Genomic DNA, 16480 nt, shown 5'->3' with positions numbered 1-16480 from the left:
CTCTACGGAAAGTGACAGAAGAGGGATAGGGTGTTCCTACGCCTATTGGTTCTATGCTGTATAAACGACTGGAAGATGGCGTATTTGGTCTTTCCAAGTTTAAGGATTCGTAAATAACAAGCTGACTATTTATCATTTCAATCTAATCCTTTAATTGAATCGCGCTTAGGATTACGCTTAGCAACTTTTCTATTTCGCTTTTGTGACTTATCAAGTACTTCTGTTGACTGATTTGGTTGATTTGATGAAGAGTTAACTAAATCAGTAAATGATTCTCTACTCAACCCAAGAGCATCATATAATTGCTGATGTTTATCTGTATTTTCTATTAATTGCCGTTCACCTTCTTCAATTTCTTTTAACATTGTTTGACGTTGAGCAACTGACCAAGCTCGTTGTTCTAGATGTTTTAAAGTCAAACTCTTACCTCCTTCTTTCAAGGAAAGTTTGAGGGCGCGTGTTAACCAATCTTTTAAAATTCCAATACAACCAAGGCTACCTGCATAGAAGTATTCATAATTATTTATTAAATCTGGCTCTTCTTCTACTGGTAGATGGCGCTGAAAATTGAATATAACAGATGTAAAAGCTTCCACATCATTCTGATTATTAATTCGATATCTTGGAAAATGAATATCTACAGTCCGTCTACTTAACTGTGCGCTTAAATTTCGGAATAGTAATAATTCGTAAGTGCCAAATAGCACATGAACTACACCTGTTAAATTGGCAAGAGACTTGAGGCAATCCATATTGTCTTGAAGCCGACGACCACTAGCCATTTTTTGCATATGCTGAGCCTCATCAATTAAAAAAGCTTTTGGGCGACGGTATTTCAAAGCATTTTCTAAGGCTCGACGTAGTTCTGGTGCAGTCACTTTTGGTTCAATGGTAAGTTCCCCTTGAGCGTTGCGCTGAATACCTCTCATACCATAGTCCACCTTATACTCAATTAGTGGTTCTTCCAAGGCAATCAAAGAACGAGTGAAATAATCTTTCCAGTTGAATTGAGTAGATTCTGTACCAAGAGCCTCAACACCCACAACTGGAATGTGTCCTCTATCAGTTTTTAATTCAGGTAATGCTTGATTTATCAATGCCTGCTCAATTCTTAATCTCATCGTTGTTTTTCCTATACCACTAGGGCCATAAACAAAAATGAAAGAAGCTCCAGCAGGTTCTTCAATAGTATTCATAACCATATCAGTTGCCTCAATCAGTCGAGGATGGGCAACTGTGTAAGAAAGAAAATAATTCAATCTTTCTTCTGGGGCTTTCTCAAGGAGTATTGGTGGGAAGGAAGTTAAAAATGACATGTTAATACTCTGGATACACTTGAAGCTTGTTTAAATTAATAGTTATCTGCTTTGTTGATGGAGGTTCCCAATCTTTAGAATCCTTGTTATCAGAAATTTGGTTATCTTCTGATTGCACATAAGGAACACGGTCTGGAGAACTACCTTCAATTACACGAAACACGTTTTTCATTTGAGCATCTCGCAAGCGTTGTTCTAATAAAACCTCTTCCGCTTCTACTGTTGTTAAAAACTCAGCTAGTGTTTTGGCTCTTACTTTAAACTGTTGTGCATAATTCTGATGACGTTTGCGTAGTTCACTAGTAGCTATCTCAATCTCTTTTTCAGTACGCCCTTTAAAGATGGAATACAGCCCACTAAAGCATTCAACCCACTGACCACGGATATATACATAAGCAACTCCAGCATCAAATGGGTCATATCTTATATCTACATATGAATTTTGAATTTCTGGGTCGAGAAAACTTGCACACCAATAGTGAATGTGGTTGATCTGCACACCTTGGCTTGGATTGACTTTAACTTTTCCTTTTTTCGTTGTTGGTAATGTCAGAAGTCTAAAGTTTTCGTCATATGCGTGCATTCTATGAGAACGGCTACCAAATTGTGCTGTACCAGCAGCAAAAGCTTCTTGCGGGCTTTGCCCTAATGCTGGATGTTCTTTAGTGTCGTAGACTTGATAAGCCCATTCGCATAAGTAATAGTAAAGAAGGTCAAGAGTCCAGAGTGCTAGATTTTTGGGATTTACTGATTTAGTCATCAATCTGACTTTCTTTGTTATCTGTGTATTACCTGCCAGGCTGTAGATCAACTGTGTCATAGCAGTGCCAAATAATCTTTCACCTATTGCATTAAAGCGAGCTTTTGATGGAGGGCGATACTTGAGGGTGCACTTAAGTATTGCTATTAAAGCCTGAAAGTAAGTACTGTGAAATTCAGATCCGTTGTCAACAACAATAGTTTGAGGCAGGTATCCGTGTCGTTGTACACAGACACGTATTACCATCATGCAAGAACGGTAGGAAGGTGGATCAAACGTTATGTAAGCAGCAAGCATTTTTCTGCTATATGCATCCACCATAAAAGTTACCCAAGGTCTGCCAAGCACCTTAGCTGTGCGTGAACAACGCAATTCAATATCAACTTGAGTGTGGTCAATGTGACCAATTTCAAAGGGTCGATCACCGTGGCGAGGTGTTGTTAATTCTAGTTCCCAGTAAAACGGTTCCTGCCAATAGGCATCTCTATGACCAGAACGCTTTACTGTTTGCTCATAGCCAGAACGCTTTTTAATTTCTTTAATGAAAGTTTTATAGCTGGGAATTAGATCCTCTGAAACACCAGCAGAAGACAAAGCATTGGTAAATTTAATGTAAACCTCGAACTTACGCTTTTGTTTATGGGTTTCGTACTCTTCATCGATAAACTTTTGCATCAGTTCGATTGTGTGTTCGGGCAGCTTGCGATTTTGATTGCCTTTTAAGTTATTGAAAGACAAAAGCCCAAGGTAGCCATAACCATATTTTTGTTGAGCCTGTATGTACTTAGATTTCCAATATCGGAGAGTACGCTGAGGTATATTGTTGTCTTTGATTGCTTCTCCTCTTAGGTAAGGCTCGATAATACTATAGCGATGGTTAGCATCTTTCAAATCATTCTCACTTGCTTTCAGGAATATATCTCTCAACTCATTACTGAGATTGCTTTCCATCTTGTTTTTTAAGCATGTTATCTTACCTTCTCGAACCAAATTCACAAAAGTTGTTAACGCTAATTCAACAGTTTGTCCCTCTTTTGTATTGAGTAGAACAGACGTTTCACCGACAAAAATTATTGTCAATATATTGCTGTCATAAATAACTGATGAGCCAGGAATAATATCAATGACTGGAGAACTAATAGTGTCCGAGTTTGTCTGAGAGAGAACTATAGATCTGTAAGCAAGTGCCGTCTGTTGATCACGAAAAACAAAACATCTTTCTGGCTCAACTAAAGGAGCAGCACTTAAATCTACATAAATTTGCTCGGTAGCAATTAAGGAGTAAATGTCGTCAGAAGTAGTTCCTTCAGCAAGATGAAGCAATGCGGACAGCGTAATGCCTGACTGTGCCGATATAAGCGATAAGATGGTTCGAGTGGCAGATTCTTGTGTTAAAGGAGACTCAGCATGATAATAGTCTTCCAAAAAGTTCAGATTACGCTGTACAGTCCAATTAATTTCTGCATCAGACCAAATTTGGAAGAAAAATCCGAATTGCTCTGCATAACGTTCTGCAGGAGGAGAATGCCATTTATTATCTGAATCTAAAAAATAGCGATTGGAATTTTTTTCAGCAAGTTTTTGCAATTGATTTTCGGCTTTGCACTCTACCCATCCTACAGAGTTAGTTTTCAGGACAAAAAAGTCTGGTGTATATAAGAAGCTGATATTTTTCCCTTCATCTGACTGGTAACTAATTTTGATTTGAGGTGGTTGGTCATAGAATTCTAAAATATCTTTTTCATACTCTAATTGATATATAAATGGCAATTCGACTTTGTGAGACTCGAATTGTATAGTTACCCCCATTTTGCGGCTGGGATAACGACCTGCTACATTATTTCTACCTCCTCCTACCAAACGTGATGGTTGGGAGGAGCGAATTTGTTCTACAAGTTTTATGGCCACCTCAGAAAGTTTTACGCGATGGCACCACAGTTCAAACTCATCTTGAGTAAGCATGGGAAACCTTATTAGTTCATTTTTTCAAAATTGAAATTAATAAACCAACAAATTACCAGAGCAATTATGCATGGCATCAATTGCAATAGCAAACTTTTATACTTTTCAAATTCAACAATAAGCTAAAAACTGAAGTTTAAATTTGATATATCTTCAGTAACTGAATTTTTTTTCATATCTTTAGTATTAGTTATACCTTTAAATATATATCCAAAGTTTACATTTATTAATTTATATATATTTATTATTTTGTAATACAAATGAAGTAGAGATTTTTTAAAAAGCCAAATATAGGCTTATAAATACTGGCTTGCAAGAAATATAATGTAGTTTCAATATGCATTTTTGCGTTGTAAATTCAGTAAAAAATTAAATTTTTGCATTTTCTAAAATATCTAGATACAGATATTTTATGTTCACAAATATATATACTCCTGAAAAAGTTTAATACTAAGAAATAAAATTCATTATTTGTTTATTATGATTTTTATAGCCATAGCTAGTAAACAATAATTCTGAATTCAGCTTATTAATAAATTTATTGTGATGCTTATTAGCTACATCATCTGAAGCTTCATTATGTAAAGGTTTTTCCCATCCCCTGACTGATTAAACCTAATAATGCTTTTGCCCGTGCTTGGAAAAATCCTTCAAAGTCATCCTGGCGTAGTGTTTCTGGCTCAATGGCGTGAGAACGCAAGATTTCATCTAATCTCTGCGGTGAAACGCCAGACCTTTCAATCTCTTGCAGATAGACCGAAGGTGCTTTGCTACCAATCTTTTTGTTGGTTTTGGCACTCAAAGGGGTGCGGTTGACTAAGCAGTTATATTTTTTAGGGTCGATGCCTTGCTTTTTGCACCAAGCCACGGGAAAGATGTGGTGGGAGTCAATCTGTTCATCAAAATAAAGCACATCATTGATTTCTTCGCCTGTAATCAAGTCAATCGCCCCAGAAAGTCGCAGCAGTGCGGATAAACCTTGATAAATTGCACCGTAACGCTTTCGCACAGTCAGCAATCTTTCTGGGAAGAAATTAGCTTCTTGGATTGTGGAGGGGAGTGAACCTCCTTGTTGCAGCCACAGTGGTATTTCCCATAAATCCTTTCCAGTGCGGGTTTCATGCCAGCCTGTGTACATCTCACCAAACATTCCGCACCAAAACCAGCGTTCTAGCATTGAGCGACATTTAACAGAACGCGATCGCTCTCCCAGAACAGTAAACAAAGCAGCTAAAGCCACAAGTTGAATTGGATAAGGTAAATCGAGGACATCAAAAATTTTCTGCCCATGCAAGAATCTGGCCGCTTCCTCGAATCCTGCCGTAACTTTATCAGCCCAGGTAGAGTATTCTGTGATGGAAAGCTTTAAAACATCTGCACGACCACAGGAGATACCTGGTAATTTGTCTAAATTGCTGCCTTGGCTTAACGCTTCCAGTCTCCGCGCATAACCAGCTACTAAAGTCACAGCTTGTACAAAGTCTGTGTTACGCACTAAACGTAATACTTTAAATTGCTGAAAATAAGCTTCCCGCAGTTTCCAGTCATCTCTGAGGCTGAAGTCATTGGCGCAGTAGCTAGAACTCATCAAGTCGAAGTAGTTGAGGTCACAGCCAGAGGTGTTTGTATCTTCAAAGACTTGGCACACGGCTTCCTTGGGTAAGGATTCCCGTAGTTGAATCACTGGTATTTGATAATGCTCAAATTTTTTGAGTACTTCTATTTCTAGGGTGTCGATAAGTTCCAGTTTTTGAACATCATATTGCCAATATTTGGAATATTTACTTCTCCATTCAGAAAAAAAGAAAATTTTTGATAAGGGGAATAATCCAAGCTCATACTCCTTTTCTGGGGTAGAACAGTCTATAATTTCTCCACCAAAAGTTCGTAATCTTTTTGATTCTGGGAAAGCGAGGATGGCACTGCGGCGGTCGATGTTATGGTCAAGGGATTTGGCAATATCGAGGTAGTACCATTTTTTAATCAGCTTTTGGGTTTTTTGGTCTTTAATAGTTACGGGTTGCTCTGATAGCAAAACCATGAATGAAGTAGTTAGGCGTTGCTGTCCGTCAAGAATTAACAAGTTGGGACTACGATATTGTGGTTCTCTGACACTATCGATGAGTCGAGGTTTGAATTGCGCTTGCTGATTACTTTGCTGAAGCATCATGACTGCTCCAATAGGGTAAGCAAGAGAGATGCTGGCAAGCAGACAGCGCACACGAGCATCATCCCAAACCCAATCTCGTTGAAAATCTGGTAGTTGAATGCGTCCAGTTTTTATATCTTTTAAGATGTCGAATAAGGGGTATTTTGTAATGTCAAATGTGCTGATAGAGTGCATTTTCCGCTCTGAGGTGTTTATGCTTTGGTCACATACTGCAAGTGCAGAGAAATTAAATTTTTTTAGTGAATTGTGAGCAATTTTAGGTTGATGAGATATCACTTACTTTCGTAGAAATGAATGCAGATGTAAGCCAGCATAGAGTGCTTTATACTTCGTCAGCAATAGCTTTTATAACGAGTTAATCGTAAATCACGAACAGTTAGTTAACAGGAAAGTTGGGAGGCAGAATTATTTGTTGGTTGATAACGAGTTGTTTAAACTGATTGAGTAAGTCAGCCTGACGCAGCAGAAAAGGAATGTAGTGGGGTCTTCTGTCAAAATTGCTACCCCAGTCTTTGATAGTGTGAGGACTTAACCCTGTGGCTTGTGCCAGAGCTTTGATACAAGCTTTGCGATATCCTCTGGCTGGGTCAATATCTACCCACCTATGACAATATTCCATCGGCTCCAAAGGCAGCTGACGGATAGCATCTATCCTCTGCTCTTCTGGATTAGGGGAAAGTCTCACAAACAATTTTCGGCTAGTAATGGATGGGCAAGTACCAGATTGAGGCTAGAGTAATTTGATATTGGCTACCTGTTAATTTGTTGATTCAAAAGTTAAGGCAACTGTTCTTGTACTCAAGCGTTAGTCTGATACAACAGTTTACAGATTAAGAAATCTCTGCCCACAATACCAGTGTTTTAGTCGGAAATTCCGATTAAATTATTTTTGCGGATAATCGGGGGGTAGGACAATTTTCCTGATCTGGTTGAGCATATCCGCCATTCTCAGAACGTGTAGAACATGGTCAGGACGCTTTTCAAAGTTAGTTCCCCAGTCGTTAATCGTGCGCGGACTTAAGCCTGTGGCTTCTGCTAGAGCAGCTACACAGGCTTTTCGATAACCCCGTTCATCGGGAGGTACTTCAACCCAACGTTGGCAGTATTCTAAAGGCTCCAAAGGTAGTCTACTGAGTACGTCGATTCTATATTGGGTTGAAAGCGCATCGCTGTCCATTACCTTAGATCGGGGTTTGTGTAGGGTTTAGTCGTGATTTCCGACTATTATAATTACAGGGATTGCGCTCAAGGACAACCTTTTGAAGATAAAGGCGATCGCACCAAAATTGATTTAGTTTATGGGGCTTGCCGCAAATTGGTTTGTCCTGGGTTCACAATACTTATGATCAATGAAATAAGTCGTTGATCACCTTGCTGGCAATGTGTGTGCAACATTCGGAATACAGCGGCTTTTAAGAACGCGCGATCGCTAATCCCCATCTCCTCGCAGTGGGTTGCACAACGATTGAGCGCATCCATCAATTCTTGGTCAGAACTAGGCACAATATTCGCAGACTTGCACCAAGACTTGAAATACCTTAGCCAACTTGTGAATTCAGCGTTTAGCACGTCTCTTTCATATCGTTCTCGGATATGGAAGACTTCATCCCAAGTAATTACCTCTTCGGTGTTTGGGCTAAACTCGATTTGCCATTGCGGTAGTTGACCAGTTGGTGTAAGTGTACCAGCAAAAGGCTGACTGTTTTCGAGAGAGAGTCTGATTCCTGTACAGTTATAAGGGTCAAACGATTTGCGACGAGTGCCGTCATTCCTCAAGAGAATATCCTTCGCGAGTTTGTAGCGAGAGTTACATTTATTTCCCATTGGAACAAGGTTACGCAAATTTGAAGCAGCAAATGGGTATTTGCTTTCTGCCAGGTAATGATCCAATGCTTCACGGGGTGCTTCTGGTGCATCAAAGTACTCACACCCACAGAAAGGACATGTATGAGAGGGAGCCGCATCATAAATTACCTTGTAGTGCTTATCGCGGATTTCCAGTTTTGTGAGAAGTTCAAACCCAAATTCAAAAAGGTTTTTTACTGGCTCATGAATGGCTTTTGGCAAGTCAGTAATAGTTTCACAGTTCAATTGGCAAGACAAGAGAAGATCAATCTGATTTTGGTCATGGAATGCTTGAAGAATTCGGTTCTGTTCTTCGGTGGTAAGCTTTTCTAGAGATGTCTTGTAATTATTCAACCTATCTTCCAGCCCTCGGCGTTTTTCCAACCTTTTTCGGTATCGCGCTGGAATAATTTCAGGCCATGCTGGCAGGGTGGTTGCTGCTTTTAGGCTTGTATGAATTGAACACAGAATCTCGCGTAAACATTCGTGAAACCAATTTTCTGCTGTTGCCGAAACAGGATACCCAAACAGCATCCTACACCTCATCCCTATTTCTTAGCTGCAACAGTCGATCAACCAGAAATGCTTTCTCGACAGAATCACCCAGATGCTGCATCCCTGCCCTAATCTCTTCGGGATTTTCACTCTCCATCAGCCTTTTAATCTCATCATGAGGAACTTGTGACATAGGCGGGCGAACGTTAAAGCATTCCTCAATGATTGTGTCGAATGTAGTGCCAAATGTCTCAATATTGGGATTTTGGACTTGAATCTTCCCTTCTTCGTCTTTGCTAAAAATAAAAACTTTGTCTCTATGCATATCTGAGGGGACGAAAGGTGAGTGTGTTGTTAGTAAGCACTCTTGTTCAGTAGCTTTAGCAGATTCTCTGCGATCGCCATGTTTAGTAGGGAGATCCAATATGCGTGAAATGAACTTCACCCGCCATAGCGGATTGAAATGCGACTCAGGCTCATCAAGCAGGAAAAGTACGTTAGGAAATGACAACATACAAAACGTTCCCAGAATCTGCCCAAGCTGATGCTCGCCATCAGAAAGCGATACGTAGTCTACTTCTTTGCCAGTTCTTTGAGCAGTAAACATCACTCGTTCAAATCGGAAAACCTTATCTTCATCCTGAGGCTCTGGAAGACGTGAAGCAAACCTTCTCGATTTGGTGTCTTTCCGAAACCGCTCGCGGGTTTTCTTGGGAAGTACCAAGTCGTTTAACATTGCGAACTTGTGGAATGACGAGTACAAATCAAGCGTGTTGTCCCAAAACGAGCGAAACGCTTTTCTTGTCTGGTCATTTATCCAATAGTCAAAGGTATACGTCTCTGTTTTATCGTCATAGGTGTAGCAGGTAGCGCAACGTTTGAGCTGATCGAGATAATCTTCCAGTTCCTTGGTAAGTTGTATTCCTTTTCGCGCACTTTGTGAGCCTCTCCTACTTGGAATCTTTGGGGCTGCACTGTGTGCAAGTTGGACTATGCAACGAAATGAATGCAGGTTTTGCAGTTTTGCATCCTGTAGCAGAAAATCCCACTGGGAAGCATCACCCAACAGGAGATTTGCCACAAAAACTTCAAGGTGCGTTCCATAGTCAATCAGCATTAGCCGAGTATCGGGAACCCGTTTTGGCTCGTGTAATGCACTTTCGGTCACATCCTTCGCATACCCGCTGCGACTTAATAGGAACGGCAAACTGAGCGTTTCATTATCGCCTGAGGTATAGCCAACAATCTTTTGAGGCAAAAGTGTACAGGTTTCAGGAGCTTTGAGGTCACATTCTATCCAGTCGTATTCATCTTCATCTCTCCGCTCGATTACAAGGCTTGGACGATTTTTACCACTGGCTTTCCGTGAAATGCGGACACGGACAGGTAGCTGCTCATCCTCTGGGTGAATGAGATACTCAAGCTCGAATTGCAAGTCGGGATTTCCTTCAACACGTTCTTCATTAGGAATGCATCTGTGAAACACAGACTGAAAAATTTCTGTTAACACTTGCAAGAATTGAGATTTGCCTGCGCCATTCGGCCCAATAAAACATAAAGGATCAAACCCAGAATAGCCACTAAATGGACTTCTTAACTGTAAGTTCAGTCCATCAAGTAGCCCCCCGCAAGTTTTAGCAGAAATGATGTGAACCCTTAAAAGCTTCATTTACCTGCCCGAAAAAAACAAATTGCTTGCTCCTCTTGATCGAAGACCTGAGTAAGAATCGGCTTGGCTTCACTGAGGAGTGTAAACAGGATATCCTTTAGTGAGTCATAATCACCAGTGAGGTTTTCACGCAGTTCATCGAATGAAAATTTGTCGTTGGGTAATTGCCGAATTGCTTCCTTCACAGATTCTTTGGTCATTTTGGTCATGGCTGGTTTTCTAGATGTTATGGCCCTCTTAGCTTTGGCGGGTTGTGCTGAACGAACCGCATTAATCTGCTCCAATAGCGACGATGCTGGTTGATCGTTGGGGTCTTGAGGCACCAGTTCGCCACGAAAAGCTTTAGCTAATAGTAAAGTTTTCAGTCGCTCGACTTGAGCGCAAGCATTTTGATACCTCGCTTCTAAGCGATCTGCATAAGCAAACAAGACTTCGCAGCGGCGAGTGATTTCCTTTTGTTCTTCTAATGGAGGAATTACTATGGGTAGGGCTGATAGAAGGGTTTTATTAATAGAAGCAAGATTTGTCGTCTGCTTACCCGATGAAAGAAAGTAATTATACCCTCGTAAATTCCCGTACCAAGAGAAAAACTTTGGCTCAAAAGATTTGTTATGAAGTCGAACTCTAAATATATGATTCTGAAACGTACATCGCTCAATTTCACCATTCCACACCCATCCTCTACCAAGCTTATCAATGTCACCGCCTTCAGTAAAAAGAATATCCCCTTTTTTCAGTAATAGCTCTTCGACACGCCGCTTAGGCACTCTTATTGACTTTATATGGCTTAAATCAAGAAAGCCTCTTTGCACATTAGCAACTCTCAGATATGGCAAATCTTCATCTGCTGGGTCTTGCTTTTTCGAGTCTTTCGTAATTCCACCAACAATTTCTGCAATATCTCCTAATCGAGCAACACTCCAGCTTGCCGGAAACTGATAATCACCAAAACAATCTGCACCCGCAAAGTTGAATCTAGTGAATTCAACATTTATCTGCTCCCTCAAGTCAGAGGCTTTATTTCTAGCTCGCCACTCTTGTGTCAGCTGCCCAGACGTTGCTGCTGCGAGCACAGCTTGACGGAAGCGTTTGAGGATACCAGGAATACAAGCCAGCCTCTCTTGGCAGGCACGAGCCCGTGTAAGCAGAGCATTGAGTTTATATACGATACGTTTTTGTTCGTTGAGTGGAGCGACAGGAACTAGAAAAGTTGCTACACGCTTGGGTTGAGCCCTTGTGAGAGAGCCACCTACCCCACTCACTCCGTTACAAATCTGTTCACGAAATGAGGGGCTTGAAAAGAAATACCGCAGGTAGTCACTGGCAATTTTGGATGAGCGAAGGACAATCCACTCAGATGAAGCAATTTGTCTAAGCCCTGAATTTTTTCCAACCTGCCAAACACGATTGATTCGAGGATTGATTTTGCAGATTAAGACATCGTTAGGTCTTACTAGCTGCTTTGTTGATCCAATATTTGACCCTGTTGCTATTTCTGGTTTTCCTGACAAAAAGCTAGGCACACTCCACAACTCAAAAGTTTCTTCTGGAAAGTTTTCTGGATTAATCGTTTGAGACTCAAACTCATTGATCGCTCCAAAAGATATTTCAGCCCAGCCAGATGGGAGTTGAGAATTCACACTTCCACCTCTTCACCCAACTCCTCCAAAATTCCCCGCAGTTCTTCCAATGCTGCTTCCAGTTCTACCATTGCATCTTGTGCGAGCGTCGCTGGTTCTAGCTGTTCCTCAGTACTATCTTCTGTTTCATTTCTAAGCCAAGAAATGTCCAGGCTATCGCCGCGCTCAGCAATCCAGTCACGGGTAAATCTTCTGAAACGCCCTTGCTCGCCAGTATCTAAGCGTTTAGCAAGACTTGCTGGGCTACCAAAGGGGTCATCGCCAAAGGCGATTTCAAACTCGGCAAAGTGTTGACGGGTTAGCTGGGTGCGCTTGCCAAACTGCGAAATATTAGCACGCAGATCGTATACCCACACTTCTTGGGTATTACCTTGTTCCTTCTTACCACGAGTGAAAAATAACACATTAGTCTTGACACCTTGGGCGTAGAAAATACCAGTAGGTAGGCGCATAATAGTGTGTAAATTGCACTTTTCCATTAAGTCAGTGCGGATTTGCTTACCCACATTACTGTCAAACAATACATTGTCCGGGAAAACGGCAGCAGCACGACCACTGGGCTTGATACCATCGTAAATGTGTTGCAGGAAGCAAAATTGTTTGTTACTGGTAGGAAAAGTGAAGTTCTTACGGGTTGGTAAGCCACCGCCTTTTTTTGTGCCGAAGGGTGGGTTGGTGAGGATCAGTGTTGCTTTCGGCAATGCTTCTCCCTCTGGCGAAAGCGTATCGCCGTAGCGGATACCTGCCCCTTGTGGGACAAACTCTAGCCCATGCAGCATGAGATTCATTAACGCCAGACGGTGCGTGTCCTGCACATGCTCCATACCGTAGAAGGTATTGCTACGGTACTTACGTTGCTGTTTCTCTGTCCAGGTATCCGGGTCACTGTTTTCGCGTATGTAGCGATTGGCGGCGATTAAAAAACCGCCTGTTCCTGCTGCGGGGTCTTGAATAATGTCCTCCAACGTAGGGCGCATAACATGCACCATACTATCGATCAGCGGACGGGGTGTAAAGTACTGACCAGCACCAGATTTCTTTTCATTGGCGTTCTTTTCCAGCAGCCCTTCATACACGTCGCCCAGTCCTTCTTGCCGGGCACTGTACCAGTCAAGCTTTTCAATCTCAGTAACTAGTGTAGAAAGTGTATTGGGTTTTTTGATAGAGGAATTGGCGTTGGCAAAAATTTCTTTAACAAGTGTGGAACCGCGACTACCAAGATGAATCAACAGCAGTTTGTAAAAATCCAAACGCTCATTTGCTGCTTTGCCTTCGAGGTCGTCCCAGCGGTACCCCTCTGGAAGTAGGTTTTCGGTGCGGGTCTCCTTCGCCATCTTCAGAAACAGTAGGTACGTCAGTTCAATCACGTATTGGTGATACGTCACGCCATCATCTTTGAGGACGTTACAGAGATTCCAGAGCTTGGCAACTAGGTCGTAGGTCGTGGTACTCATAAGCGAAAATTTATCTTACCCCTAAGGGGTATCTGCTGCGTCAACTATTTTTCCAGCAGTTTTTATGATGGCTTTCGATGACACTTAATCTTAGTTACAAATCACTATCTTGCCGTCATTTCACTGAATCTGTAAACAGAGTGAATCTATAATAATTGTTTCTCGTAGTAGCGATCGCTCATTAATTAGTACAGACAGTGCGTTGCTAGGGTATCATCTGACACAAAAAATGCGTCAAAGCCAAACTCTGCCGCATTTCCGTAATGTAATGTTGTAATTATGCTTGAGTTATACACGGGTCAAAGCTTTATGGTTTCGCCTGGACTACAGCAATCATTTTACCGTTAGGCTGATACAAGCAATAATCAGTAACACCATTCCAGGGTTCTGCGTCGTAGCCATCCACCGGAATCTCAAACCCTACCTGATTCGGGTCTTGTAAGTTTCACCCTGCTTTTTTTAGGCTGGGTCAATAAAATCTCTTCTGGTGTTGGCTTCGCTTAACGAAATTACAGTATCCTTTTTAACTGGTTTTTACAGAAAGGTTATTGTAATTATCTTATTCTGATTGGTTGCGATCGCCAATCTAGTAGAGTTACACAGAAACACTAAAGAATTAGTTTGTACTACATTTATATAAAAATTACTGAGCTTTGATTTTTATTGATTTATCTTTCAAACCCTCTTCAATCATAGTTTTGGTTTGTATTGCCAATTGTTTGCCAGACTCATCTCCCATAAGTGACCAACAAATCCATTTGGCAGATGGCTTTTCAGGGTTGTACCATCCCGGATCGTTTTGATCTAGCTTAAATTTCTCAAAAAACTCTACCAGTGTATTAATATTTTCCATAGTCAGAGGTTGTTGCTCTGCTAGTGCTTCAGCTAAAGCTATATTTCTACCTCCACCAAACTTGTTATGCAGAGCAAGTCCCCGTTTTGCTGCCGCGCTCACTGCTTGTGAAGGAATGACTTGTTCTTCATACTCTTCGCCTTCGCTGTTAGTTAGTAAAAGAGTCAGCGCGAGAAGCTCAACTTGAGCTTGAAGAATTGAACTGAGTAATTTTCCCATTTTCTAAATTCTGGACTACCAGATCAAGACAGTATAAAATTTTGCCATTCAATTTTAGGCTGTTTCTCTCTGATTGGCACTGGTAGCCCGCGAAAAGTAGAGGCAAGTTTGTTTAATGGGATCGCTTAATTCAGGAAAACCTTGTTATCTTGTACGTTTGGATGATCTTGGCAAAACTGTTCTGGCTTGCGACAAGCTTATGCTTCCAATTTGGAATTTCGGAAATATTATGCTTCCAGTATGATAATTTGGGTTGCGATCGCTCAAGTTTGAAATATTGCCACTATAAATAAAAAAATGCTTTCGCCTCAAAGGACGAAAGCGAAAATAGAACATTTTTTAGATTGCCTTTCCCTATGGGTTAAAGCATTACTGACGGCAATATTATGCTACCAGGGGCGGCAAAGTTATGAGTAAAGTTACATGAACCTCAGAGTCTCTTTCTAATTGTCAGCTAACAGGAATTTAAACTTTCACAAGATGCTCATAACTTAGAGGAGTGAAAGTTTACTTTGTAGCTTCCGTGATGGGAACCCATTCAGTGTGAAAACTACCTGGTTTATCGAGGCGTAGATAGGTATGTGCGCCGAAGTAATCGCGTTGTGCTTGAGTGAGGTTTTGGGGCAAGCGATCGCGGCGATAGCTGTCAAAATAATCTAAAGATGCGCTAAATGCTGGTACTGGAATACCTAGTTTCGCAGCAGTTATGATGACTTCCCGCCAAGCTGTTTGTCGGTCGAGAATTGTTTGCTTAAATTCAGGAGCCAATAGCAAGTTAGGCAATGCGGGATTTTCGGTAAATGCCTTCTTAATTTTATTCAAGAAGCCAGCACGAATAATACAACCACCTTTCCAAATCCGGGCTAATTCACCCAAATCCAAATTCCAGTTATATGTTTTGGAAGCTGTAGATAGTAGAGCCATCCCTTGAGCATAAGAACAAATCTTGGAGCAATACAAGGCATCCCGGACTTTGTTAATAAACTCTTTGGTAGTACCGTCATATTTGCCGCTGGGGCCTGTGAGTTGCTTAGATGCAGCTATCCGTTCATCTTTAATTGAAGAAATAATCCGAGCATTTACGGCTGCTGTAATGGTGGGAATCGAAACTCCTAATTCCAAAGCAGTTTGTACAGTCCAACGACCAGTTCCCTTTTGACCTGCTGCGTCTACAATCAAATCTACCAAAGGTAGACTGGTTTCTGGGTCAATGTAAGGGAAGATATTAGCTGTAATCTCAATCAAAAATGAGTTGAGTTCGTCAGTGGTGTTCCATTCAGCAAACACTTCGTGAAGCTGATTGTGGTCAAGTCCACCAGCATTTTTCAACAAATCGTAGGCTTCGGCAATTAGCTGCATATCGCCGTACTCAATGCCGTTGTGTACCATCTTCACATAGTGACCGGAACCACCAGGGCCAACGTAGGTAACACAAGGGCCGTCATCAACTTGGGCAGCAATTTTATTGAAAATTGGTGAGAGATACTCGTAAGAACTTTGGGTTCCACCAGGCATCAGAGAAGGGCCGTTTAATGCACCTTCTTCACCACCACTCACACCCATACCGAGAAACCGCAGACCGAGGGGTTCTAATTCTTCGGTACGTCTTTGGGTATCTTCAAACCAAGAGTTGCCACCATCAATGATAATATCGCCTTCCTGTAGCAAAGGTTTTAGCTGCTGAATCACCGCATCTACGGGTTTACCAGCTTGTACCATTACTAGAATCTTGCGGGGACGTTCTAATGCTGCAACGAATTCTTCTAAAGTAAAGGCTGCTTTAACGTTCCGCCCTGGCGCACGCTGGGCCATGAAAGCATCGGTTTTTTCGCGGGAGCGGTTGTATACTGCAATTGGAAAACCATTACGTTCTACATTAAGAGCGATATTCTCGCCCATAACGGCTAATCCAATCACACCAAAACTTTGTAGTGTCATAACTAGTTTGGCTAACTCTTGCAGATTCTTTCATCTTTTAGGGTAATCCGAGAGTTTCTCTTATCCCCTAAAGAAGACATTAAGAGTTACTGTCATTAGTAAAAGCTCAGAACTAACATCACATATAACAAGTTTTAAATTGTATCTAAGTCAACAATT

11 protein-coding genes are annotated in these 16480 nt (G+C 41.3%); all 11 read right to left on the bottom strand.

All coding sequences use genetic code 11. The features are described from left to right. Window positions 1-137 precede the first annotated feature (137 nt). Window positions 138-1316: an ATP-binding protein gene (locus NCWK1_RS19090; protein WP_103125823.1), complete on the bottom strand. Its 1179-nt coding sequence runs from the start codon at window positions 1314-1316 to the stop codon at window positions 138-140. Window position 1317: 1 nt separating this feature from the next. After that, window positions 1318-4038 carry a DDE-type integrase/transposase/recombinase gene (locus tag NCWK1_RS19085; protein WP_103125822.1) on the bottom strand — a complete coding sequence of 907 codons (2721 nt, stop codon included), beginning with the start codon at window positions 4036-4038 and terminating at the stop codon, window positions 1318-1320. A 577-nt stretch (window positions 4039-4615) separates the two neighbouring features. Beyond that, complete coding sequence (locus tag NCWK1_RS19080) at window positions 4616-6382, bottom strand: GmrSD restriction endonuclease domain-containing protein (protein WP_103125821.1); 1767 nt, start codon at window positions 6380-6382, stop codon at window positions 4616-4618. Between the two features lie 202 nt (window positions 6383-6584). Continuing rightward, entirely contained in the window at window positions 6585-6899 is a 315-nt protein-coding gene (locus NCWK1_RS19075) for a hypothetical protein (RefSeq protein WP_103125820.1), read from the bottom strand. A gap of 192 nt (window positions 6900-7091) precedes the next feature. Beyond that, window positions 7092-7385, bottom strand: coding sequence for a hypothetical protein (locus NCWK1_RS19070; RefSeq protein WP_103125819.1), 294 nt, complete (start codon window positions 7383-7385; stop codon window positions 7092-7094). Window positions 7386-7504: 119 nt separating this feature from the next. Beyond that, entirely contained in the window at window positions 7505-8587 is a 1083-nt protein-coding gene (locus NCWK1_RS19065; protein ID WP_103125818.1) for a hypothetical protein, read from the bottom strand. Window position 8588: 1 nt separating this feature from the next. Further along, a complete protein-coding gene (locus tag NCWK1_RS19060; protein WP_103125817.1) occupies window positions 8589-10217 on the bottom strand; it encodes a restriction system-associated AAA family ATPase in 1629 nt (542 codons plus the stop codon). Continuing rightward, complete coding sequence (locus NCWK1_RS19055; RefSeq protein ID WP_103125816.1) at window positions 10214-11857, bottom strand: restriction endonuclease subunit S; 1644 nt, start codon at window positions 11855-11857, stop codon at window positions 10214-10216. Before NCWK1_RS19055 ends, NCWK1_RS19060 begins: the two co-directional genes overlap by 4 nt. Next, on the bottom strand, window positions 11854-13311 hold the full coding sequence (locus NCWK1_RS19050; protein ID WP_103125815.1) for a class I SAM-dependent DNA methyltransferase: 1458 nt from the start codon (window positions 13309-13311) through the stop codon (window positions 11854-11856). The genes NCWK1_RS19055 and NCWK1_RS19050 overlap by 4 nt, the downstream gene beginning before the upstream one ends. A gap of 643 nt (window positions 13312-13954) precedes the next feature. After that, window positions 13955-14383, bottom strand: coding sequence for a hypothetical protein (locus tag NCWK1_RS19040; protein ID WP_103125814.1), 429 nt, complete (start codon window positions 14381-14383; stop codon window positions 13955-13957). Between the two features lie 507 nt (window positions 14384-14890). After that, complete coding sequence (gene gndA, locus NCWK1_RS19035; protein WP_103125813.1) at window positions 14891-16321, bottom strand: NADP-dependent phosphogluconate dehydrogenase; 1431 nt, start codon at window positions 16319-16321, stop codon at window positions 14891-14893. Window positions 16322-16480: the final 159 nt, after the last annotated feature.

The sequence above is a fragment of the Nostoc cycadae WK-1 genome (assembly GCF_002897135.1).
Taxonomy (GTDB): Bacteria; Cyanobacteriota; Cyanobacteriia; order Cyanobacteriales; family Nostocaceae; genus Nostoc_B.
Note: the sequence above shows the minus strand (reverse complement) of the source record. Positions and strands in the feature narration are given on the sequence as shown.

What these genes read in the sequence shown, in the direction of transcription:
- NCWK1_RS19090 (WP_103125823.1), bottom strand. Translation starts at nt 1,316, where the DNA reads ATGTCATTTTTAACTTCCTTCCCACCAATACTCCTTGAGAAAGCCCCA.
- NCWK1_RS19085 (WP_103125822.1), bottom strand. Translation starts at nt 4,038, where the DNA reads ATGCTTACTCAAGATGAGTTTGAACTGTGGTGCCATCGCGTAAAACTT.
- NCWK1_RS19080 (WP_103125821.1), bottom strand. Translation starts at nt 6,382, where the DNA reads ATGCACTCTATCAGCACATTTGACATTACAAAATACCCCTTATTCGAC.
- NCWK1_RS19070 (WP_103125819.1), bottom strand. Translation starts at nt 7,385, where the DNA reads ATGGACAGCGATGCGCTTTCAACCCAATATAGAATCGACGTACTCAGT.
- NCWK1_RS19065 (WP_103125818.1), bottom strand. Translation starts at nt 8,587, where the DNA reads ATGCTGTTTGGGTATCCTGTTTCGGCAACAGCAGAAAATTGGTTTCAC.
- NCWK1_RS19060 (WP_103125817.1), bottom strand. Translation starts at nt 10,217, where the DNA reads ATGAAGCTTTTAAGGGTTCACATCATTTCTGCTAAAACTTGCGGGGGG.
- NCWK1_RS19050 (WP_103125815.1), bottom strand. Translation starts at nt 13,311, where the DNA reads ATGAGTACCACGACCTACGACCTAGTTGCCAAGCTCTGGAATCTCTGT.
- NCWK1_RS19040 (WP_103125814.1), bottom strand. Translation starts at nt 14,383, where the DNA reads ATGGGAAAATTACTCAGTTCAATTCTTCAAGCTCAAGTTGAGCTTCTC.
- gndA (WP_103125813.1), bottom strand. Translation starts at nt 16,321, where the DNA reads ATGACACTACAAAGTTTTGGTGTGATTGGATTAGCCGTTATGGGCGAG.